Raw genomic sequence first — 22,615 nt, 5'->3', positions numbered from 1 at the left:
CGGGCCGCCCCTACCGCCTGCTGCAGGCGGGCCAGGCCGGCCGCTACGACGCGCGCGGCCTGCGGGCCGGCGGACCCGCCCGGGCCCGCGAGCCGGGCTGGCCCGGCGGCATCCTGAGCGCCGAAGCCATGCCGCTGGCCGACTTCCTGGACGAACTCTCCCGCTACCGCCCGGGGGTGCTGCGCTGGGATGAGGCGCTGGACGGCTTGCGCGTGAGCGGCGTGTTCTCGCTGCGCGACACGGATGCCGCCTTGCGGGCCCTGGCCGACGCCCTGCCGCTGCGGGTGGCGCGCTACACCCGCTGGTGGACCGTGGTCGGCCCGCGCTGACCGCGCGTTGTCGATTTCCGCCGCTCGCGCGGGATAGGAAGAGAGAGACCCGTTCTCGCCCCTTTTCCTTTTCCTGCTCAAGGACTCTTCATGCCCATTGGCAAGTTTTCGCTCCCGCTGGCCGCGGCGCTCGTGGCGGCCAGCCTCGCGAGCGCCCCCGCCTGCGCCCAGGCCGCCCGCTACGACATCCCCGCCGGCAGCCTGGACCAGGTGCTCAACGCCTATGCCCGCCAGGCGGGCGTGACCTTGTCGGCCGACAGCGCCCTCACCGCGGACAGGCAAAGCAATGGCCTGCATGGCAGCTACGGCCTGGAGGAGGGTTTCGCGGCGCTGCTGGCCCGCCACGGCCTGGCCATCCGGCCGGGTAGCCAGGCCGGCGCCTACGTGGTGCAGCCGGCGCCGGCCGCCGAGCTGCCGGCCATCCCGGTCAACGCCACGCGCGGCGTGCCGAATCCCGGCCTGGTGCCCACCCAGACCGCCACGGCCACCAAGACCGACACTTCCCTGCTGGAGACGCCGCAGTCGGTCTCGGTGGTGACGCGAGAAGCCATGGATATGCTGGGCGCGCAGACCGTCAGCCAGGCGCTGCGCTACAGCGCGGGCGTTCTGCCCGACAACGCGGGCGCCGAAACCCGCTACGACTGGATCAACATCCGGGGCGTAAGCGAATCCACGCTGGGGCTCTACCTCAACGGCCTGCGCCTGCAGTCCAATACCGAATTCCGCATCGAGCCCTACGGCCTGGAACAGCTGGACGTCATGCGCGGCCCGTCTTCCGTGCTCTATGGCCAGAACGCGCCGGGCGGCCTCATCAATATGGTGTCCAAGAAACCGACCGACACCACCCTGCGTGAAATCCAGCTGCTCGGCGGCAGTTACCAGAACCGCCAGGCGGCCTTTGATTTCAGCGGCGCCGTCGATGATGACCACAAAGTGCTCTATCGCCTGACCGGCCTCGCGCGCCACAGCGACACCCAGGTGCAATACACGCCGGATGACCGGACCTATATCGCACCGGCGCTGACCCTGCGGCCCTCCGAACGCAGCACATTGACCCTCCTGGCCAGCTACCAGAAAGACCGCGTGGGCTTCGGCCAGTTCCTGCCCGCCTACGGCACCGTGCTGGACAACCCCAATGGCAAGATCCCGGTGCGCCGCTTCGTGGGCGAGCCCGACCTGGACGACATCAAGCGCGAACAGACCCTGTTCGGCTATGAGTTCGCGCATGAATTCAACGACGCCGTCCAGTTCCGGCAGAACTTCCGCTACGCCCACCTGAGCTACCGGGTCAAGACGGCCGGCTACGGCCTGGGCTTTGCCACGATGAACCCCGCCGACGCGGACGACCCCGCCAACTTCCGCACCCTGAACCGCCTGCCCTTCTCCGACATGCGCGAAGTCGATGTCTTCGGGCTGGATAACCAGTTGCACGGGCGCTTCGCCTCGGGTGATTGGCAGCACACCGTGCTGGGCGGCCTGGACTACTACGACTACGATCAACTGCGCACCCAGGGGCGCGGCGCGATCAGCGTGCTCGATGTCTATGACCCGGACTACAACGGTACGGCGGCCATCACCCGCATCGCCTCGCGCCAGCGCTCGCATCTGCGCCAGTTCGGCGCCTATCTGCAAGACCAGGCCAAATACGGCGACCACTGGCTGCTCACGCTGGGCGCGCGGCGCGACTGGGCCACGCAGAAAATCAAAAATGAACTGAACGGCGGGCGCAGCGACCAGAGCGATGCGGCCAACAGCTTCCGCGCCGCGCTCATGTACCGCGGCGAGCTGGGCCTGGCGCCCTATCTGAGCTACTCCGAATCCTTCCAGCCCAATATCGGCACCAACCGCCAGGGTGAACAGTTCTCGCCCAGCCGCGGCCGGCAATACGAAGTGGGCCTGAAGTTCCAGCCCGAAGGGGCGCAGAGCTTCGCCACGCTGTCGCTGTTCGACCTGCGCATGACCAATGTGCTGACCCCCGACAGCATCGATCCCACCTATTCCAGCGCATCGGGCGAACAACGTTCGCGCGGCGTCGAACTGGAAGGCACGGCGGTGCTGGACCGCGCCTGGCGGCTGATGGGCTCATACTCCTATGTGGATGCCGCCATCACCAAGGCCAACGACGGCACCGAGGGCAGGCATCCTACCCAGCAGCCGGCCCATATGGCCTCGCTGTGGCTGGACTACACCGTCCAGGGCGGGCCGCTGGCGGGCCTGGGCGGCGGCGTGGGCGTGCGCTATGTCGGCACTACCTTCATCGACGCGGACAATGCGCTGGGCAAGACCCCGCCGCGCACATTGGTCGACCTGGGCCTGCGCTATGTCGCCAACAAACACTGGCGCTTCGACCTGAACGCCAGCAACCTGTTCGACAAGGTCTACGCCGTATGCGTGACACCCGCCCAATGCGCCTATGGCACGCGGCGCGTGGTCATGGGCAGCGCCACCTACCGCTGGTAAGCCGCGCGCCGCGGCGTCAGGCGCGCTTGCGCATATCGGCCAGCGCCCAGTAGTGGATCGCCAGGCCGGCCAACGCCAGCAGGCCGCCCACCCAGCCGGTGGACGACCATCCCAGGCCGGCGTCGATGCCGACGCCGCCCAGCCAGGCGCCCAGCGCATTGGCGATATTGAAGGCCGAATGGTTCAGGGCGGCGGCCAGGGTCTGGGCGTCGCCGGCCACATCCATCAGCCGCGTCTGCAAGGTGGCGCCCAAAGCCACCACGGTGCCGATCAGCAGCACGTTGAACGAGCCCAGGACGGCGCTGTGCGAGGTCAGGAAAAAGGCGCTCATCACGATGGCCGCCCAGACCAGCACATAGCGGATGGTGCGTTCCATATCGCGGTCGGCAAGACGCGAGCCCAGCAGGTTGCCGCCCACCATGCCGGCGCCGAACAGCGCCAGCACCAGCGGCACCCAGGCCTCGGGCAGGTGCGCCACCTCGATCATGGTCGGCTTGATATAACTGAACACGGAAAAAATGCCGCCCGAGCCGATGGCCCCTATGCCCAGCGTCAGGATGACCTGCTTGCGGCGCAGGGCATCGAGCTCGCGCAGCGGGCTGGCGGCCTTGTTGCCGGGGCGGTACGGCACCCAGCGCCAGACCAGCAGCGCCGTCAGCAGGCCGATGGCCCCCACGATGGCGAAGGCCGAGCGCCAGCCCAGCCACTGCCCGATGGCCGCGGCGATGGGCACCCCCACCAGGGTCGCGATGGTCAGGCCCAGCAGGACCATGGCCACGGCCTGGGTGCGCCGGTGCAGGGGCACCAGCCCGGCGGCCACCAGGGCGGCCACGCCGAAGTACGTGCCGTGCGGAAAGCCGGTCAGGAAGCGCGCCAGCGCCATGGAGGCAAAGCCGGGTGCCATGGCGCTGACGAAGTTGCCCAGCGCGAAGACCAGCATCAGCCCGATCAGGAAACGGCGCCTGGGCAGGCGCGCGCCCAGCACGGCCAACAGCGGCGCGCCGATCACCACGCCCAAGGCGTAGATGCTGATCAGGTGGCCGGCCTGCGGGATGGAGATCCCCAGGTCGCTGGCGGCATCGGGCAACAGGCCCATGATGACGAATTCGCCAGTGCCGATGCCAAAACCGCCCACGCCCAGGGCAAAAAGGGCGCGGCGGGTCTGCGCGGCGGAAAGTTCGGAGGACGGATGGGCAAGGTCGTCGACGATGCCGGTGGAAGTGGACATAGACAGGGTGAGGCTCGAAAACGGAAACAGGCCCGCCGCGAGGCGGGACGGGCCGCTGCAATGGTAACGCCAACGCGCCGGCCGGACCCGGCCCGTCCGGCGCGGTCTCAGGCCAGGGCGGGCGCCAGCACCTCGGCCAGCCAGTCGCTGAAAGCCCGCACGCGGCGCGGGAGCTGGCGGCGGTGCGGATACACCACGGACACCGGCATGGCCGGCGGCGGCCACTCGGCCAGCACCTCCACCAATTCGCCGGCCAGCAAGTGCTCGCGCACATCGAAAGCCGGGATCTGGATCAGGCCCAGGCCGGCCAGGCAGCAGGCGATATAGGTTTCGGCATTGTTGACCGCGACCGGCCCGCCCAGGGCCAGCGTATGCACCTGGCCGTCCGCGCACCATTGCCAGGGCGCCACGCGCCCGCTGGAAGGCGAGGCATATTTGACCGCCAGATGGCCGCCGAGGTCCGCCATCGAGGAGGGCCTGCCGTGGCGGGCCAGATAGGCGGGGCTGGCGCAATTGATCAAGCGCATCGGCCCCAGCGGCCGCGCCACCAGGCTGCTGGCCGGCAGTTCGCCCACGCGCAGGGCGCAATCGATTCCCTCGTGCACCAGGTCCAGCGCCCGATCGCTGGACCCCAGCTCCAGCTCGATGCCGGGATGGCGCGCGAAAAAACGCGGCAGGGCCGGCGCCACCAGGCGGCGCGCAATGCGGCTGGGCATGTCCACCCGCAAGCGCCCATGCAACACGCGCGGGCGGAACTGCTGCTCCAGCTCCTCGGCGTCGGCCACCAGCGCGATGGCCCGCTCCAGCAGCGACTCGCCATCCTGCGTCAGGCCCACGCGGCGCGTCGTGCGGCTGAACAGCCGCGTGCCCAGCCGGGCCTCCAGCTGCTGGATGGCCAGGGACACCGTGGGCCGCGGCAGGCCGAGCTGCTCGGCCGCCGAGGTAAAGCCGCCGCTTTGCGCCACGCGGATGAAGACGCGGAGCTGATCGATCCGATCCATTGGTAATAAATCCTGTACTGTCTAGCCAGATTTTATCTATTTATTCATGAATAGACGGCAAATAAAGTGAAGGCCTCCCCTTCCCTCATAGGAGTCCGGCATGCACAGCATCCAAGGCAAAGTGGTCCTCATCGCAGGCGGCGCGAAGAATCTCGGCGGCCTCATCGCCCGCGACCTGGCCCAGCACGGCGCCCACGCCATCGCCATCCACTACAACAGCGCGGCCAGCCAGGCGGATGCCCAGGCCACCGTCGCGGCCATCAAGGCGCTGGGCGTGCAGGCCATCGCTCTGCAGGCCGATCTCACCAAGGCTGCCGCCGTGGAAAAACTCTTTGCCGATACGGTCGCCGCCATCGGCCGCCCCGACATCGCCATCAACACGGTGGGCAAAGTGCTCAAGAAGCCCATGCTGGAAACCAGCGAGGCCGAATACGACGAGATGGCCGCCGTCAATGCCAAGTCGGCGTTCTTCTTCCTCAAGGAGGCGGGCCGGCATGTCAATGACAACGGCAAGATCGTGACCCTGGTCACCTCGCTGCTGGGCGCCTTCACCCCTTTCTATGCCACCTACGCCGGCAGCAAGGCGCCAGTCGAGCACTACACCCGCGCCGCCGCCAAGGAATTCGGCGCGCGCGGCATCTCGGTCACCGCCGTGGGCCCCGGCCCCATGGACACGCCGTTCTTCTATGGGCAGGAAAGCCCCGATGCCGTGGCCTACCACAAGTCGGCCGCCGCCCTGTCGCCCTTCAGCAAGACCGGCCTGACCGACATCGAGGACATCGCCCCCTTTGTGCGCTTCCTGGTGAGCGAAGGCTGGTGGATGACCGGCCAGACCGTGCTGGTCAATGGCGGCTACACCACCAAATAGCGCAGCGGCGTTGAAGATGCGTTGAGACGGCATCAGCAGGCAGGCAACGGGGCACCCATCGGGTGCCCCGTTTGCTTTGCCTGCCACGAAACGCCTTACAGACCGCTTATGTCGCGTGCGCGGCACACAGGCGCCGAGGTAACGGATCTGTCATGCCGATGAGTCATATTGAGCATATGTGGATATTTGTGTATTTCAATTGCACCCACTGACCGATCGATTTTGCCCTGTCCTTTCTCGTTCGTATTACCCACGCCACAACCTCAATCACCATGACATCCCTTTCTCTTTCGCGCCTGGCGGCGGCACTGGTGCTGACCGGCCTGCTGGCCGCCTGCAGCAGCAGCGACCACGACGACGACACGTCGCCCGAGACGCCCACGCAACCGACCCAGCCCGCCTCGCCCCAACTGCGCTGCGCCCCCTGAGCCCACCACGACAGACCACTCGCATGATCGACGCATCCAAACGCAAATTCCTGCGCGCCAGCGCCGGCACCGCGGCCGCGACGGCCGCCCTCGGGCTTTTTCCGCCCAGCATCCGCCGCGCGTTGGCCATCCCGGCCAACAACGCCACCGGCACCATCCGCGACGTAGAGCATGTCGTGATCCTCATGCAGGAGAATCGTTCCTTCGACAACTACTTCGGCACCCTGGCCGGGGTACGGGGTTTTGGCGACCGGCACACCATTCCCGTGCCCAATGGCTTGAACGTCCTGCAGCAGCTTGATGCCAACAGCAAGCCCATCCTGCCCTACCACCTGGACCAATCCATGGGCAACGCCCAGCGCGTCGGCGGCACACCGCACAGCTGGACCGACGCGCGCGACGCCTGGAACAAGGGCCGCATGTTCGAATGGCCGCGCTACAAGAAACAGCAGTCCATGGGGTATTTCACGGAACAGGAAGTGCCCTTCCAGACCGCGCTGGCCAACGCCTTCACGATCTGCGACGGTTACTTCTGTTCCCTGCATGGCGGCACCAATACCAATCGCCTGTTCCACTGGAGCGGCACCAACGGCGCCACCGTCGGCAATGGCAGCGTGGTGGTGAACAACGTCTGGGACGGCCTGGACAGCACCGATGACATCAGCACCGGCGGATTTGACTGGACCACCTACCCCGAGCGTCTGGAAGCCGCCGGCGTGAGCTGGATGGTCTATCAGAACATGCCGGACAACTTCACCGACAATCCGCTGTTCGGCTTCCGGCAATACCGCCAGGCCAATGTGAATTCCGGCAAGCCGGTCTATCACGACCGCGCCAACAACCCGGCCTACGACCCGGCCAGCGACAACACCGGCAATCCCCTGTACAAGGGCATCGCCAACACCATGCCCGACGGCGGCTTCCTGGGCACCTTCAAGGCCGACATCCAGGCCGGCAAGCTGCCGCAGGTCAGCTGGATCGTGGCCCCCGAGGTCTATTCCGAACACCCCGGTCCCTCCAGTCCCGTGCAAGGCGGCTGGTACATCCAGGAAGTGCTGGACGCGCTCACGGCCAATCCCGATGTCTGGAGCAAGACCGTCCTCATCATCAACTTCGACGAGAACGACGGCTTCTTCGATCACTATCCGCCCTCCTGCGCGCCCTCCCTGAAGGCCCTGGACCCGGCCGACGCCTACGGCAAGACCACGCTCTCGCCGCAGGATATGGCTTCCGAGTACTACATCACGCAAGCCGTCCCCGGCACCGGCATGCCGGCCGTCGACGGGGATTGCTTCGGTCCCGGCCCGCGCGTGCCGATGTACATCGTCTCGCCCTGGACCCGCGGCGGCTGGGTCAATTCCCAGCACTTCGATCACACCTCGGTGCTGCGCTTCCTGGAAGCCCGCTTCGGTGTGACCGAGCCCAACATCAGCCCCTATCGCCGCGCCGTCTTCGGCGACCTGACCTCGGCTTTCAATTTCGCCACGCCCAATCTGGCGCCGCTCGATACCTTGGGCGGGCGCAAGACCCGCGCCGATGCCGACGCCCTGCGCGCCGCGCAGGAGGCCCTGGCCCAGGTGGCCCTGCCTTCGCCTCAGCAGCTGCCGCAACAGAAGACCGGCACGCGCGCCTCGCGCGCCCTGCCCTACGAGCTGCATACCAGCGCGCGCACCGATCTGCTCAACGGCACGGTCAAGCTGCTGTTCTCCAACACGGGCAAGCAGGCGGCCGTCTTCCACGTCTACGACAGGCTCAACCTGGATCGCGTCCCGCAACGCTATATGGTCGAGGCCGGCAAGGAACTGGACGACGTCTGGAACGTGAATGCCGACAACGGCGGCCGCTATGACCTGTGGGTGCTGGGCCCCAACGGCTACCATCGTGCCTTCACCGGTGATCTCTCGCTGCAGCGCGGCGCCCAGGCACAGGACCCCGAGGTCCGCGTGTGCTACGAGATCACGCAGGGCAATGTGGAAGTGACGTTGACCAACAATGGCACTGCCCCGGCCACCCTGCACGCGCGCGCCAAGGCCTATCGCTATGATGGCCCCTGGAGCGTCACGCTGGCCGCCGGCGAAAGCAAGACCTTGTCGTGGGATCTATCGGACAGCGAGCACTGGTATGACTTCGTCATCACCTGCGCCGAACTGCCCGGCTATTCGCGCCGCTTCGCCGGCCGGGTGGAAACCGGCAAGGACGGCGTGAGCGATCCGGCCATGGGCCAGCAGGACCTCTGACCCCCCGGACTCCTGCATCGCCCCCGCGCGCCCGGCAGGGCGCGCGGGCATTCCGCCCGGGCGGCCACTTCGCTGTTACCATCGAACAGCACGCCATGGTGGCCGCCTTTTCTTTCGTCGACAATGCTGCAAGAAACCCGACTGCACCGCATCCGCGGTCTGCTTTCCTCCCTCGGCCAAGTCAGCACCGAACGCATCGCGCAGGACCTGGGCGTCTCGCGCGAGACCGTGCGCCGCGACCTCCTCGCGCTTGAGGCCGAGGGCGGGCTGCGGCGCGTGCATGGCGGCATCGTCGCCACCGGCGGGCAAGCCGAACCGCCGCTGGCCGTGCGCCAGACCGTGCGCGCCAAGGAAAAGCGCGCCATCGCCCGCGCCGCGGCCCGGCTGGTGCAAGCCGGGCAGACCCTGTTCGTGGACGCCGGCAGCACCACCGCCATCCTGGCCGAAGAGCTGGCCGCCATGACGGGCATCACCGTCATCACCAATGGCCTGCTGGTGGCCCAGAAAATGGCCGCCGTCCACGTCACCCGCCCGGCCAACCACGTCATCCTGCTGGGCGGCCAGGTCAGCGCCTCGCTGGCCGCCACCTGCGGCGACGTCACCATCTCGGACATCCATCGCTACCACGCCGACATCGCGCTGCTCTCGCCCGTGGGCGTGAGCGCCGAGCACGGCGCCACCAGCTTCGATCACGCCGAGGCCGCCGTGGCGCGGGCCATGGCGGGCAGGGCCAAGCGCCTCATCATCCTGGCCGACCACAGCAAACTGGGCCAGGCCAGCCGCGTCGCCTATGCCCCGGCCGCCGATATCGACGTCGTGGTCACCAACCGCCACAAAGGCAAGGCCGCCGACCGCGCCGCGCTGCAAGCCGCGCGCGTGGAGGTCGTGCAGGCCTGATCGACCTCCACGCGCGCGCTGTCGCCCTGCTCAGTACGCCCGGCGGAACAAGGCGCGGAAATCGGCCTCGGTGGTGTGGCGCGGGTTCCAGCGGTTGTAATCGGCGGCATAGCTGCGCCGCGCCAGCTCATCGAGCGAGTCTTCCGTCACGCCGACATCACGCAGGCGCGCCGGGATGCCCAGGTCTGCGCACAGTTCGCGGATGGCCTGCACCGCGCGGCGCGCCGCCTCCAGCTGCGGCAGGCCGCGGCAATCGACGCCAAGAATGGCGGCCACCTCGGCATAGCGCGCCGGATTGGCGATCAGGTTGAACTCGGCCACCGTGGGCAGGCACAAGGCATTGGCCAAGCCATGCGGGATATGGAACACGCCGCCCAGCGGCAGCGCCATGCAATGCACATTGCCCAGGCCCGTCACGCCGAAGGACATCGCCGCCATCGACGAACCGCAGAGCATGTCCATGGCCGCGCCCGTGTTGCGGCGGTTGGCCACAAAGGGCCGGATGCTGCCGGCGATCAGCCTCATGGCGTGCAGATTGACCGCATCCGAGAAGGGATTGGCCAGCTTGGACAGATACGACTCGAAGGCGTGCACAAAAGCGTCTATGCCCGCATGCGCGGCCACATGGGCCGGCATGGAGCTCACGGCCAAGGGGTCCAGCACGGCGACCTGGGCCGGGCTGAACGCGGCATGGCGGATGGCCATCTTGACGTTGCGGGCGGTGTCGGTGACCACGCAGGCACCCGACACTTCCGAGCCCGTGCCGGCCGTGGTCGGCACGGCGTACAGCGGCATGGGCCGGATGCTGAACTTCTCGATGCCTTCGTAGTCGGCGATCCTGCCGCCGTTGGTCATCAGGATGGCCACGGACTTGGCGACATCGATGGTGCTGCCGCCGCCGATGGCGATGATGGCCTGACCGCCGTGGGACCGGCAGCGCTCATAGGCGGCGTGCACCGTGGTGTCGCTCGGATCGGGCTCGACCTCCGCGTACACCGCCAGCGCGAGCTGCCGCTCGCCCAGCCGGGCGGTGATGGCGCGCGTGATCTCGCTTTCGGCCAAGGCCGGATCCACCACCAGGAAGACCCGCTGCGCGCCGCCGGCGGCGACGATGGCGGGCAATTGCTGGTGGGCGTCCACGCCGAACACCAGGCGGGTCGGGCAGGCAAAACTCGAAACAGCGTTCATGGCGGTGACCTAGATGCGGATGCAGACGTTCTTGACCTGGGTGTACGACAATAATGCATCCAGGCCTTTTTCGCGCCCGAAGCCGGACTTGCGGTAGCCCCCGAAAGGCAGCTCCACGCCGCCGCCGGCGCCATAGCAGTTGATGAAGACCTGGCCAGCCTGCACACGCTGCGCGAGCCGGTGCGTCTGGCCCACGTCGCGGCCCCAGATGCCGGCGACCAGCCCATACTCCGTGCCATTGGCGATCTCGACGGCCTGCTCCAGATCATCAAAGGGCACCAGGGTCAGCACCGGGCCGAAGATCTCCTCCTGGTGCACGCGCATCCGCGGATGCGCGCCATCGAGCAAGGTGGGCATCACGAAATTACCGGCATCCAGGTCGGCGCCGGCCAGGGGCCGGCCGCCCGCGATGACCTCGACGCCCTCCTGGCGGCCGATCTCGATATAGTCCCGCACCTTGCGCTGCTGTTCGCGGCTGACCAGCGCGCCGATATCCGGATCGCCCAGGCCGGGCCCGACCCGCAGCTCGGCCAGCAGCGCGGCCAGGCGCTCGCGCAGCGCCGCGTGCGCGCCGCGCTGCACCAGGATGCGCGTGCCCGCCGAGCACGTCTGCCCGGCATGCGGGAAAGCCGCCTTGAGCAACAGCGGCGCGGCGGCGTCCAGGTCGGCGTCGGCCAGCACGATATTGGGCGACTTGCCGCCCAGCTCCAGCAACACAGGCACGATATTCTCGGCCGCCGCCTTCATGACACCCTTGCCCGTGGCCACCGAACCGGTGAACACCACCAGCCCCACCCCTGGATGCGCGGCCAGCGCCGCGCCGGACTCCTGGCCCAGGCCGGTCACCACATTGAGCACGCCGGCCGGCAGGCCCGCCTCATGGCAGATGCGGGTGAGCTCCAGCACGCTCAGGCAGGCCAGTTCGGCCGGCTTCATCACCACCGTATTGCCCGTGGCCAGGGCCGGCGCCAGTCCGCGCGAGGCGATCTGCAGGGGATAGTTCCAGGGCACGATCTGCGCGGTCACGCCGACCGGCTCGCGCACGGTGAAATCGAAATACTCCGCGCCCAGCGGAATGGAGCTGCCCAACACCTTGTCGGCCACGCCGGCGTAGTACTCGAAAAAGCGCGCGGCGGCCACGGCATCGGCCTGGGCCTGCTTGAGCGGCTTGCCCGTGTCCTGGCTCTCCAGGCGGGCCAGGCGGTCCTGTTCCAGCGTGATGCGGCGGGCGATCTCGGCCAGCACCCGCGCGCGATGCACCGGCGGGCATTCCGCCCAGCCGCGCAGGGCGCGCCGCGCGCTCTGCACGGCGGCGTCCACCTCGCCGGCCTGCCCGCGCGCGATCGCGGCAATGGGCTGGCCGGTGGCGGGATCCAGGACGTCGATCAGCCCGCCCGAGGCCGCGGGGCCCCAGACGCCGTCGATGAAGCAACCATATTGCGGGAGTGTCATGGCATTCCTTGTTCGGGATCGGTAAGAGGTCTCAGGCGGCAAACTCGCCGCCCAGATAGGCTTCGCGTATGCGCGGGTCGCGGCGCAGTTCGGCCGCCGGGCCTTGCAGCGTCACCGCGCCGCCCTCGAGCACATAGGCGCGGTCGGCGATCGCCAGGGCCTGGTTGGCCATCTGCTCGACCAGCAGCACCGTCATGCCTTCGGCCCGCAGGCGCTTGAGCCCGCGGAAAATATCGGCCGTCACCAGCGGCGCCAGGCCCAACGACGGCTCATCCAGGATCAGCAGCCGCGGGTTGGACATCAAGGCCCGCGCGATGGCCAGCATCTGCTGCTCGCCGCCGCTCAAGGTGCCGGCCACCTGTTCGCGGCGCTCGCCGAGCCGGGGGAACATCTCGAAATAGCCTTCGATCTGCCGCGCCACGCGCGCGCGCTCGCGGCGTATCAGATAGCCCCCCAGCAAGAGGTTTTCGTACACGGTCTGGTCGGTGAACACCTGGCGGCCCTCGGGCGCCATGGCCAGGCCGGCCATGACGCGCCCGGGCGTCGGCAGGCCGCGCAGCTCGCGGCCCTCGAAGCGCAGCTGTCCGGCGGCCGGCACCAGACCCATGACGCCGCGCAGCAGGCTGCTCTTGCCCGCGCCATTGGCGCCCAGGAGGGCCACGATCTCGCCGCGGCCGATATGCATGGATACGCCGCGCACCGCGCGCACCGGCCCATACGAGATCTCCATATTCTCAATATCGAGCATCACGCCTCCAATGCCGTATCGCTGCCCAGATAGGCCTCGATGACGCGCGGATTGTTCTGGATCTGCCTGGGCGGGCCTTCGGCGATGACCACGCCCCGGTCCAGCACCACGATGTGATCCGAAATATTCATCACCAGGCTCATATCGTGCTCGACCATCAGCACCGCCACGCCGAGGCCGCCGATGCGGCGCACCAGCTGGCCCAGCTCGCGCGTCTCTTGCGGATTCAGGCCCGCGGCCGGTTCATCGAGCAGCAGCAAGGACGGGCGGCTGGCCAGGGCGCGCGCCAGCTCCACCCGGCGCTGCACGCCATAAGGCAGGCTGCCGGCCGGCGCCTGGGCATGCGCCAGCAGGCCGGTGAAGGCCAGCACGGCCATGGCCTCGCCCCGCGCCCGCGCTTCCGACACGCCCTGGCCCAGCCGCGCATGGGCCCCCACAAGCACATTGTCCAGCACCGACATGGCGCCGAACAGGCGCAGGTTCTGGAAGGTCCGCGCCACGCCGGCGGCGGCCAGCCTGTGCGCGCCGGCGCGCGTCATATCGCGTCCTTGCAAGCTCAGCGTGCCGGCCGTCGGCGGGATGACGCCGGTCAGGATATTGATGAGCGTGCTCTTGCCCGCGCCATTGGGCCCGATCAGGGCATGGATGCGCTGCGGCTCCAGCACCAGGTTGATGTCCTGCGCCGTCACCACCCCGCCGAAGTTCTTGCAGATGCCCGACAGTTGCAGCAAGGGCAGTCCGCGGGCGGCCGGGCGCGCCGGCAGTTCGGCCTGCTCCATGACGGCCGGCGGCCGCGGCGGTTCGGGCCGCCGGCGGTCGAACAGCCCCACGATGCCGCGAGGCATGAGATACAGCGCGAACAGCAACATGCCGCCATAGACGAAATGCTGGGCGAACGGCCATTGGGCCAGGAACACTTCGGTCAACGTCAGGACGACAGCGCCGGCCAAGGGCCCGTAGAGCGTGCCGGCGCCCCCCAAGAGCACCAGCAGCAGGATGAACACCGACAGATGAAAGGTAATGAAATCAGAATTGAAGTACTGGTTCTGCTGCGCCACCAGGGCTCCGGCCAGCCCGCACAAGGCCGCCGCCACCATGAAGGCCAGCGTCTTGTAACGGTAGACCGCGATGCCCGAGCACGCGGCGGCGATCTCGTCGAACTGCAGGGACAGCAAGGCCCGCCCGAAACGGCCCCGCAAGGCGCGCGCCAGCGCCAGGTGCACCGCCAGGGCCAGGGCCAGCACCAGCCATACCCATTGCCGCAGGGAAAACGGCGCCCCGGCCCAGGCCAGCGGCGCGATCCCGTAGATGCCCTGGGCGCCGCCGAAGACATCGGTCCACTCGGTGACCAGCTTCTCGGCCACGATGCCGAAGGCCAGCGTCACCAGCGCCAGGCTGGGGCCCTTCACGCGCAGGGAGGGCAAGGCGATCAGCAGACCGACCCCCGCGGCCACCACCGGCGCGGCCGCCAGCGCCAAGGCTGGATGCCATTCCCAGCGCGTCGTCAGCAGGGCCGCCGCATAGGCGCCGGCCGCGAACAGCCCGGCCTGCCCCAGCGATTTCTGGCCCGCATAGCCGGCCAGGACATTCATGCCGGCGGCGCACAGATAATAGACCCCGCACATGAACAAGATGCGCAGGTAGAAATCATTGTCCAGCAGCGAGGCCAGGACGGCGAGCAAGGCGGCCAGCACGATGGCGCCATGCCGCAGGCTGCGCGGGCGAGGCGCTGGCCGCGCCTGGGTCTGCACGGCGCTCATACTTTCTCCACCAGGGTCTTGCCGAACAGGCCATTGGGAAAGGCCGCCAGCACGGCGATCACCACCACGAAGACCACGATCTCGCGCCACTGCGCGCTCCACAGCCCGGTGAACGACTCCGCCAGGCCGATCAGGACGCCGCCCAGCATGCAACCGCGCAAGTTCGTGAGCCCGCCGACGATGGCGGCCGAAAAGCCCTTGAGCGCGATCACCACGCCCATGAACAGCGAAGCCGAGACGATAGGCGCGATCAGCACACCGCTCAGGCCGGCCAGCGCCGAACTCACCACGAAGGTCAGGGCCATCACGCGCGCCACGGGTATGCCCATGAGCGCGGCCGCATCGCGGTTCAAGGCCACGGCCCGCATGCTGCGGCCCAGCGAAGTGCGATGCATGGCGAAATCCACCGCGCCCAGCAGCAGCATGGCCAAGACCAGCACGACAATCTCCTGCGAGCGGAAACCCACGCCGGCCACGCGGATCACCTCGTCGCCCAGGGGGGCCGCCACCATGCGCGCCCCCGGTCCCCAGAGCGACAGCGCGGCGCTTTGCATGATGATGCCGAACCCTATGGTGCTCATCACCCAGGACATGCCCGGCCTGCCGGCGAAAGGACGGATGGCGGCCAGATAGAGCGGCAGCCCCATCACGCCCATGACCACGGTGGCCGCCAGCGCCGCCAGCACATAGGCCCAGGGCGAAGTCGCCGGATCGATGGCCAGCGCGCTGGCCACCAAGCCCACCGTGCCCAGGCCCACGAAAGCTCCCACCGAAACGAAATCGCCCTGCGCGAAATTCAGCGTCCGCGTGGTGGTGTAGGTCAGGCTGAAACCCAGGGCGATCAAGGCATAGATGCCGCCCATGGTCAGCCCGCCGATCAAGGCCTGGAGTACGGTCGTCGACATACCTGGCCCTTTACTTCTTGAAGTCGGCCGGCGTCATGGCGTCGAGCACCGGATCCTTGAAATCCACCACCACGCCCGACTGCCAGCGCGACCAGTGGTAATCCTGCGCCTGCAGCCCCTCGTGGTTGGCGGCCGAAAAAGGCTGCCGGTACTGCTTGACCAGGCCATCGACCGGCTGTTGCAGGTTTTCCAGCGCCCCGCGCACGGCCTGGCCGTCCAGGCTCTTGGCCTGTTCGACGGCGGCGGCCCAGACCAGCACCGTGTCATAGGCCTGGGTCGCCGCCCAGAACATGGAAGGATTGGCCAGCTTGGGGCCGATGCGCTCGAGCAGCGACTTGGCCGCCGGCGACTTGGCCTCGCTGGAGGTAGTCAGGAACACCGGCCATTCCATGAGCTTGCTACCCGCCACCTGCGGAAAACCGCTGAAGGACGCCGCCCAGGTCGTCAGCACGCGCGGCATGTAGTCGATCTTCTCCATGCTGCGCACCAGGTGGCCCAGCGGCGCGGCCTGGGCCCAGACCACCAGCGTGTCCACGCCGGCCGCCTTGGCCTTGCCCAGCTGCGAGGTCATGTCCGTGTCGCGCGCGTCGAACTTCTCGATCACCGCCGGCTTGATGCCATGCAGGGCGGCGATCTGCTCCATGTCCTTCAGGCCGGCCTGGCCATAACCCGTGGTCTCCACGAAGAAACCGATCTTCTTGGACTGCGGGCTCTTGGCCGCATAGGCCACCAGCGCGGCCGCCTGGTCCCGGTCCACCATGGAAATGCGGAAAAGATAGTTGGGCTGATTGCCGGCCGGCTCGGTGATCGCCGTGCTGGACGCGCTGGAGACCAGCACCGGCATCTTCTTCTGGTTGGCGATGTGCTTCCAGGCCAGCGCGTTGCCCGAGTTGGTGGGCCCGAAGACCACCGCCACCTTCTCGCGGTCGATCAGCTCGGTCATGTTCTGGATGGACTTGGGCGGCTGGCCCAGGTCGTCGCGCACCAGGAAGACCAGCTTGCGGCCGAGCACGCCGCCGCGCTGGTTGATGTCCTCCACCGCGGCCGTGATGCCCAGCACGCCGATCTGGCCCGACTCGGCCGAAGGCGAACCCGAAATATCGCCGTTGTAGGCAATCTTGATGTCCTGGGCCTGGGCCGAGCAGGCCACGGCGGCCGCCGCCGCCACTAGCCAGTGCGTTATTGTCTTCATAGGTCTCCTCCGGTGGATGGTGTGCCGTGCTTGGCGGCTTGTCATAAGTGGTCGGTTCACGGGTCGCCGGGCAGGTCGATCTCCAAGTCCAGCAGATATCCCGCCAGCGACTTGCCATGCGAATCCAGGTTGAGGGCGTCATTGACGCCGCCGTCCAGCACGTCGTCGATGACGAAATTCATCGCCGCCAGCTGCGGCAACAGATAGCGGCGGATCTCGCCGGGTTGCCGATGCGCGAACACGCGGCGCACCGCCGCCTCGGTCACCTGGGCGACCAGGCTGCCGTAATGGCGCGGGTCATAGGCGATGACGCTGATATTCGAACGATTGCCCTTGTCGCCCGTTCGGCCGTGCGCAACCTCGAACAGATGGACACGCTTGGCCGCCGTCATGCCAGCACCTCATGGCCGGCGGCCACCAGTTTGCGGTCGATATAGGCCGAGCGCGTCTCCAGGCGGCGGCGCACCGCGCTGCGCACCCCGCCCCCGCCGGCCGGCCCGCAGCAATAGAGCGCATTGACCTCGCGCGCCAGCGCGTCGGCCTCGCCGCGTTCGGCGAACTTGCCCGCCACCCGCAGGCGCACATCGCGCGCGCCGCCATCGGGCAGCACCCGCATCAGGCGCCCGCCGTCGTCGGCCAACAAGCTCTGCACGCCGATGAGATCGACGCGCAGCTCCCCGCCGAGGCGTCGGCGTATGACATCGGCGGCCAGCCTCGCCCGTGCCTCGGCGCGCGGCCCCCCATAGGAAATCTCGGCCTCGCCCAGCCAGCCGCCCTCATAGAAGGCGCTCACTTTCAGCGTGTCCGGACGGCGGTGGCCGCGCACGCCGTCCAGCGCCACGCGGTCGCCGCCCAGGTCGGTGACCGTGGCCGCGCTGATATCGGCCGTGACGTCGGGCGTCAGATAGGCCGCGGGATCGTGCAGTTCATAAAGCAATTGTTCGATGACGGTGCGGCGATCCACCACGCCGCCCGTCTCCTCGGCCTTGCCCACAATGCAATGGCCGTCGGGCAGGATCCGCGCCACCGGAAACCCCAGGTTCCACAAGCCCGGCACCTCCTTGAAACCCGGGTCGGCAAAGTAGCCGCCCGTCACCTGCGAACCGCACTCCAGCAAATGCCCCGCCATGGTGGCCGGGCCCAGGCGGTCCCAGTCATCGGCCGCCCAGCCGAAATGCGCCAGCGCCGGCCCGCAGACCAGCGAAGGGTCGGCCACCCGGCCCGTCACCACGATGTCCGCGCCATCAAGCAGGGCGGCCGCGATGGGCTCGCCGCCCAGATAGACATTGGCGCTCACCAGCGCGGCCGGCCGCGCCAGCCCCGCCTGGCCGATCACCGCCTCGGCGTCCTCGCGCGCCAGGAGATCATCGCCATGCACCACGGCCACGCGCGGCGCGCGCAGCCCCAGCTCGCGCGCCAGGCGCAGGATATGCCGCGCCGCGCCGCGCGGATTGGCCGCGCCGAAATTACTCACGATGGCGATGCGCTCGCGCAAACAGATCTCAAGCACCGGACGCAGCAACGGCTCCAGCAAGGGCTCATAGCCGGCCTGCGGGTTCTCGCGGCGGGCCAGCTGCGCCAAGGCCAGCGTGCGCTCGGCCAGGGTCTCCAGGATCAACACCCGGCGCCCGTCGCGCCGGGCCAGGGTGCGCACCACAGGCAGGGCCGCATCCAGGCGATCCCCCGAAAAACCAGCCCCACATCCTATCCAGAGCGGCGTCACCATGGTCTCGTCATCTTGTTGGAATGGACGCATTGTGGGCGGCGCCAATCAAGAAGTAAAATCGAAAATTCAAAACCATTAATCCAAAATTCAAATTAATCGGCATGAACGTCTCCACCCGCCAGCTGCGCGCCTTCGTCAGTGCCGCCGACCACCAGAACTTCACCCGCGCTGCGGCCGACGTCGGCCTGTCGCAGCCGGCTTTCAGCGCCCTGATCAAATCCCTGGAAGAAGAACTGGGCGCGCAGCTCTTCGTGCGCAACACGCGCAACATCGAGCTTTCGGCCTTCGGCAAACTGTTCGAATCCTTTGCCCGGCGTTCCCTCTACGAAACCGACACCGCGCTGCAACACCTGCAAGACTACGCGGCCGGGCGCATCGGCAAGGTGCAGGTCGCCGCCCTGCCCTCCGTGGCGGCCAGCTGGCTGCCGCCCGTGTTCCGGCAATTCCGGGCCCAATATCCGGGCGTGACCACCGTCCTGCGCGACGGCATGTCGCAAGAATGCGTCGAACTGCTCAGCAACGGCGAAATCGACTTCGCCATCGCCACCGTGGACCACTACGCCGCCAAACTCGATCGCCAGCTCCTGTGGCGGGACCAGCTCCACCTCGTCTGCCCGCCCGACCACCCCCTGGCGCGGCAGCGCAAGCGCGTGACCCTCGAACAGATCGCCCGCTACCCCATCGTCAACTTCGTCAGCCACAGCAGCGTGCGCCAGCGCGTGGACGCGGCCTTCGGCCCCCATACCCTCAACACCGTGCTCGAAGTCGAGCACCTGGCCACGGCCAGCGCCATGGTCGAAAGCGGCGTGGGCCTGACCATCGTCCCCACGCTCACGCTCTACCAGTTCCGCCGCCCCACCCTGGCCATCCTTCCCATCGAAGACAACAGCTTCAAACGCGAAGTCTTCATCCTCACCCGCAAGAACAAACTGCTCTCCCGCCCCGCGCGCGCCATGTGCGACATGGTGCTGGCCCACGTGGACGGGCTCAGGCAGCCGGCCTGAGCCGCCTCACAACCATGTCCGAAAACGGCGAGAAAAAGTAAGCTCTCCTGGCTAGAGTAAGCGCCATGGAGGACAGGCCAATGATCAACGACGCACCCCAGGCATGGTATTCCGCCTTCAAGGCGAAGGACGCGCGGTTCGACGGGCGGTTCTTCGTCGCCGTCTCCTCCACTGGCATCTACTGCCGCCCGGTCTGTCCGGCCAAGGTGCCCAAGCCCGAGAACTGCAGTTTCCACCCGACCGCCGCCTCGGCCGAACAGGCTGGCTACCGTCCTTGCCTGATCTGCCGCCCCGAACTGGCCCCGGGCCAGGCGCGCATCGACGCCTCCGCCTCCCTGGCCCGCCGGGCCGCCAAGCTGCTCGAAGACCATTGCGGCAGCGACGCCACGCTGGACACGCTGGCGCGGCGGCTGGGCTGCACCGACCGCCACCTGCGCCGCGTCTTCAAGGCCGAACTCGGCGTCTCGCCCATCCAATACATGCAGACGGCCCGCCTGCTGCTGGCCAAGAACCTGCTCACCGACACCGACCTGCCCGTGCTCGACGTGGCCATGGCCGCCGGCTTCGGCAGCCTCAGGCGCTTCAACGCGCTGTTCAAGAACCGCTACCGGCTCGTCCCCACCGCCTTGCGGCGCCGCAAGCGCGGCGAGCCGGCCAGCGCGCTGACGCTCACGCTGAGCTACCGCCCGCCCTATCAATGGGACGCCATCCTGGGCTTTCTCGCCTCGCGCGCCATCCCCGGCGTCGAACACATCGACAACGCGCGCTATGCCCGGGCCGTCGCCATCGATGACCCCGGCGGCAAGACCCATACCGGCTGGATACGCATCGGCCATCTGCCCAAGAAGAACGCGCTCGAACTACAAGCCTCCCTGTCGCTGCTGCCCGTGCTGCCCGTCGTCCTGGCGCGCGTGCGCCACCTCTTCGACCTGGGCTGCGACCCCCAGGCCGTGCACCAGGGCCTGAGCGCGATGAACACCCTCGCCCCGGGCCTGCAGACCCTGGGCACCCGGCTGCCCGGCAGCTTCGATCCCTTTGAAATGGCCGTGCGCGCCGTCCTCGGCCAACAGATCACCGTCGGCGCGGCCCGCACCCTGGCCGGCCGCATGGTCAGCTACTACGGCCACCCCGTACCCACCGGCATCGCGGGCTTGAGCCACGCCTTTCCGTCGCCGCGGCGCCTCCTGTCCCTGCCGGGCGACATCGCAGACCATCTGGGCCCGCTGGGCATCATCCGCAGCCGCGCCCGCACCCTGCGCGCGCTGGCCCAGGCGCTGGCCGAACACAGCCTGGACTTCGGCCCCGGCGCCGCGCCCGAAGAAGAAGTCCGGAAACTGCTGCAACTGCCCGGCATCGGCCCCTGGACGGCCCAATACATCGCCATGCGCGCCATGGCCTGGCCCGACGCCTTCCTGCCCACCGACTACGGCATTAAAAAAGCCTTGGCTCCGCGCAGCCCCAAACAGATGACCGAACTGGCAGAAAGCTGGCGCCCCTGGCGCAGCTACGCCACCATCAACCTCTGGAACTCCCTGCACTGAAGCCGCCGCCATGCACTACTGCCACCCCCACCCCAGCCCGCTCGGCCCCCTTCTTCTCGCCAGCGATGGCCAGCAACTGACCGGGCTCTGGATAGAAGGCCAGAAATACTTCGGCGGCTCGCTCAAGCAAGCCCTCGTCCCGGATCCCGGCAGGCCGGAGTTCAAACAGGCCGCCCGCTGGCTGGAGGCCTACTTCCGGGGCGAGAAGCCCCCGCTCGCCGACCTTGCCCTGGCGCCGCAAGGCAGCGCCTTCCGGCAAGCCGTCTGGCGGCGGCTGCTCGACATCCCCTACGGCGAAACCCTCACCTACGGCGCCATCGCCCGCCAGCTCGCGCAACAAACGGGCAAGACCGCCGTGGCGGGCCAGGCCGTGGGCGGCGCCGTCGGCCACAACCCCATATCCATCATCATCCCCTGCCACCGCGTCGTCGGCAGCAACGGCAGCCTCACCGGCTACGCCGGCGGCCTGCACAAAAAGATCCGCCTGCTCACCCTCGAGGGCGTCGATACGGCCAAATTCTTTCTGCCCAAGACCGGCACGGCGCTCTGAACACCCAGGCGCGGCCCATCCGGCCATTTGCCGATGACGGCGGGACCAGGTAAAACCAACCATCACCCACGCGGACCGCCATGCACACATCCTCCTCCCCCCGCCAAGCCTCCGGACCCGCGCTCATCAAAGGCTATCCCGTCCAGCGGCTGGCCGCGTTCGCCGCCGGCGACCTCGGCGGCAACCCCGCCGGCGTCGTGCTCTGCGACACCCTGCCCGAAGCCGACATCATGCAAGCCATCGCCGCCGAAGTCGGCTACTCGGAGACCGCCTTCGCCTGCCCCGCCGCCGACGCCTGGCGCGTGCGCTACTTCGCCCCCGAAATCGAAGTCCCCTTCTGCGGACACGCCACCATCGCCCTGGGCGCCGCCCTGGCCACCCGGCACGGCGACGGCGTCTACCCCCTGCAGACCAACCACGCCCGCATCAGCGTCGAAGGCCGGCAACACCATGGCAGACTCCAGGCCATCCTCCAATCGCCGCCCACCCGCAGCGAACCCGCGCCGGCCGGACTGGTCGACGCCAGCCTGGCCCTCTTCGGCTACCGCCAGGCCGACCTCGACCCCCGCCTGCCCCCCGCCCTGGCCGAAGGCGGCGCGCGCCACCTCATCCTGGCCCTGGCCAGCCGCCAGCGCCTGGCCGACATGCGCTACGACCAGGCCGCCGGGCGCGACCTCATGCTGGCCCAAGGCTTCGCCACCATCGCCATCGTCCACGCCGAAACCGCGCAACGCTTCCACGCCCGCAACCCCTTCGCCTCCGGCGGCGTCTACGAAGACCCCGCCACCGGCGCCGCGGCCGCCGCCCTGGGCGGCTACCTGCGCGACATCCAATGGCCCCATGGCGGCGCCATCGACATCTTCCAAGGCGAAGACATGGGCGTGCCCTGCCATCTGCATGCGCAGATCGCGCCCGAGGCCGGCAGCAGCATCCGGATTTCCGGGGCGGTGCGCCGTCTTGTGTAATTCGTTAACGCCTGCGAGCACCGGGTCATTTCTGAATGCGCCAGGAATTGCAGCTATTGCATCGACTCAATCGGCCGTCTGTCTGTACAGCCCATCTCGCAAGAAAGCCCGCAATTTTGTCCTCGATGCGACTATC

Annotated in this window: 19 protein-coding genes and 1 pseudogene; 10 read left to right on the top strand and 10 right to left on the bottom strand. The window is 68.3% G+C overall.

Annotation, left to right across the window (positions count from 1 at the left end; genetic code table 11):
• Positions 1 to 329, top strand: a pseudogene (locus tag AXA74_RS24345) (FecR domain-containing protein); the annotation flags it as partial.
• 90 nt (positions 330 to 419) lie between these two features.
• Complete coding sequence (locus AXA74_RS08005; RefSeq protein WP_032979434.1) at positions 420 to 2,789, top strand: TonB-dependent siderophore receptor; 2,370 nt, start codon at positions 420 to 422, stop codon at positions 2,787 to 2,789.
• Between the two features lie 16 nt (positions 2,790 to 2,805).
• Here AXA74_RS08005 and AXA74_RS08000 read toward each other — a convergent pair whose 3' ends face one another.
• Together AXA74_RS08000 and AXA74_RS07995 are read right to left on the bottom strand one after the other, a co-directional pair.
• Positions 2,806 to 4,017 (bottom strand): MFS transporter, encoded by a 1,212-nt coding sequence (locus AXA74_RS08000; protein WP_032979433.1) that lies wholly within the window; start codon positions 4,015 to 4,017, stop codon positions 2,806 to 2,808.
• Positions 4,018 to 4,124: 107 nt separating this feature from the next.
• Entirely contained in the window at positions 4,125 to 5,018 is an 894-nt protein-coding gene (locus AXA74_RS07995) for a LysR family transcriptional regulator (protein ID WP_029580611.1), read from the bottom strand.
• Between the two features lie 100 nt (positions 5,019 to 5,118).
• Between AXA74_RS07995 and AXA74_RS07990 the strand changes: the two genes are divergently transcribed.
• The 4 genes from AXA74_RS07990 to AXA74_RS07980 all read left to right on the top strand — a co-directional run bounded on the left by AXA74_RS07990 (position 5,119) and on the right by AXA74_RS07980 (position 9,448).
• On the top strand, positions 5,119 to 5,886 hold the full coding sequence (locus AXA74_RS07990; protein WP_029580610.1) for an SDR family oxidoreductase: 768 nt from the start codon (positions 5,119 to 5,121) through the stop codon (positions 5,884 to 5,886).
• A 272-nt stretch (positions 5,887 to 6,158) separates the two neighbouring features.
• Positions 6,159 to 6,314, top strand: coding sequence for a hypothetical protein (locus tag AXA74_RS24470; protein WP_164725166.1), 156 nt, complete (start codon positions 6,159 to 6,161; stop codon positions 6,312 to 6,314).
• 23 nt (positions 6,315 to 6,337) lie between these two features.
• The gene (locus tag AXA74_RS07985) at positions 6,338 to 8,551 is read left to right on the top strand and encodes a phosphocholine-specific phospholipase C (RefSeq protein ID WP_032955724.1); all 2,214 of its coding nucleotides are present in this window, start codon (positions 6,338 to 6,340) and stop codon (positions 8,549 to 8,551) included.
• Positions 8,552 to 8,674: 123 nt separating this feature from the next.
• Entirely contained in the window at positions 8,675 to 9,448 is a 774-nt protein-coding gene (locus tag AXA74_RS07980) for a DeoR/GlpR family DNA-binding transcription regulator (RefSeq protein WP_032955726.1), read from the top strand.
• A gap of 30 nt (positions 9,449 to 9,478) precedes the next feature.
• Here the strand turns inward: AXA74_RS07980 and AXA74_RS07975 are convergent, their stop codons facing one another.
• From AXA74_RS07975 to AXA74_RS07940, 8 genes are read right to left on the bottom strand one after another with little or no spacing between them, the layout of a single operon-like run.
• Positions 9,479 to 10,636, bottom strand: a complete 1,158-nt coding sequence (locus tag AXA74_RS07975; RefSeq protein ID WP_029580607.1) for an iron-containing alcohol dehydrogenase — start codon at positions 10,634 to 10,636, stop codon at positions 9,479 to 9,481.
• Positions 10,637 to 10,645: 9 nt separating this feature from the next.
• Positions 10,646 to 12,088, bottom strand: a complete 1,443-nt coding sequence (locus AXA74_RS07970) for an aldehyde dehydrogenase family protein (protein WP_032979432.1) — start codon at positions 12,086 to 12,088, stop codon at positions 10,646 to 10,648.
• 31 nt (positions 12,089 to 12,119) lie between these two features.
• Positions 12,120 to 12,836, bottom strand: a complete 717-nt coding sequence (locus AXA74_RS07965) for an ABC transporter ATP-binding protein (RefSeq protein ID WP_029580605.1) — start codon at positions 12,834 to 12,836, stop codon at positions 12,120 to 12,122.
• Positions 12,836 to 14,596, bottom strand: coding sequence for a branched-chain amino acid ABC transporter ATP-binding protein/permease (locus AXA74_RS07960; protein ID WP_032979431.1), 1,761 nt, complete (start codon positions 14,594 to 14,596; stop codon positions 12,836 to 12,838). The genes AXA74_RS07965 and AXA74_RS07960 overlap by 1 nt, the downstream gene beginning before the upstream one ends.
• Entirely contained in the window at positions 14,593 to 15,501 is a 909-nt protein-coding gene (locus AXA74_RS07955) for a branched-chain amino acid ABC transporter permease (protein ID WP_029580603.1), read from the bottom strand. Before AXA74_RS07955 ends, AXA74_RS07960 begins: the two co-directional genes overlap by 4 nt.
• Positions 15,502 to 15,511: 10 nt before the next feature.
• Positions 15,512 to 16,693, bottom strand: coding sequence for an ABC transporter substrate-binding protein (locus tag AXA74_RS07950; protein WP_029580602.1), 1,182 nt, complete (start codon positions 16,691 to 16,693; stop codon positions 15,512 to 15,514).
• A gap of 56 nt (positions 16,694 to 16,749) precedes the next feature.
• On the bottom strand, positions 16,750 to 17,085 hold the full coding sequence (locus AXA74_RS07945; protein ID WP_029580601.1) for an AtuA-related protein: 336 nt from the start codon (positions 17,083 to 17,085) through the stop codon (positions 16,750 to 16,752).
• Positions 17,082 to 18,419, bottom strand: a complete 1,338-nt coding sequence (locus tag AXA74_RS07940; RefSeq protein ID WP_029580600.1) for an acyclic terpene utilization AtuA family protein — start codon at positions 18,417 to 18,419, stop codon at positions 17,082 to 17,084. The genes AXA74_RS07945 and AXA74_RS07940 overlap by 4 nt, the downstream gene beginning before the upstream one ends.
• Positions 18,420 to 18,520: 101 nt before the next feature.
• On the opposite strand from AXA74_RS07940, the gene AXA74_RS07935 reads away from it, so the two are divergent.
• The 4 genes from AXA74_RS07935 to AXA74_RS07920 all read left to right on the top strand — a co-directional run bounded on the left by AXA74_RS07935 (position 18,521) and on the right by AXA74_RS07920 (position 22,479).
• Complete coding sequence (locus tag AXA74_RS07935) at positions 18,521 to 19,423, top strand: LysR family transcriptional regulator (RefSeq protein WP_029580599.1); 903 nt, start codon at positions 18,521 to 18,523, stop codon at positions 19,421 to 19,423.
• Between the two features lie 80 nt (positions 19,424 to 19,503).
• Positions 19,504 to 20,964, top strand: a complete 1,461-nt coding sequence (locus tag AXA74_RS07930) for an AlkA N-terminal domain-containing protein (protein WP_060833148.1) — start codon at positions 19,504 to 19,506, stop codon at positions 20,962 to 20,964.
• A 10-nt stretch (positions 20,965 to 20,974) separates the two neighbouring features.
• Complete coding sequence (locus AXA74_RS07925) at positions 20,975 to 21,514, top strand: methylated-DNA--[protein]-cysteine S-methyltransferase (RefSeq protein ID WP_032978891.1); 540 nt, start codon at positions 20,975 to 20,977, stop codon at positions 21,512 to 21,514.
• Between the two features lie 80 nt (positions 21,515 to 21,594).
• A complete protein-coding gene (locus tag AXA74_RS07920) occupies positions 21,595 to 22,479 on the top strand; it encodes a PhzF family phenazine biosynthesis protein (RefSeq protein ID WP_051593942.1) in 885 nt (294 codons plus the stop codon).
• The last annotated feature ends 136 nt before the right edge of the window (positions 22,480 to 22,615 follow it).

Source organism: Bordetella hinzii LMG 13501 (assembly GCF_001548475.1).
In the GTDB taxonomy this organism is placed as follows: domain Bacteria; phylum Pseudomonadota; class Gammaproteobacteria; order Burkholderiales; family Burkholderiaceae_B; genus Bordetella; species Bordetella hinzii.
Note: the sequence above shows the minus strand (reverse complement) of the source record. Positions and strands in the feature narration are given on the sequence as shown.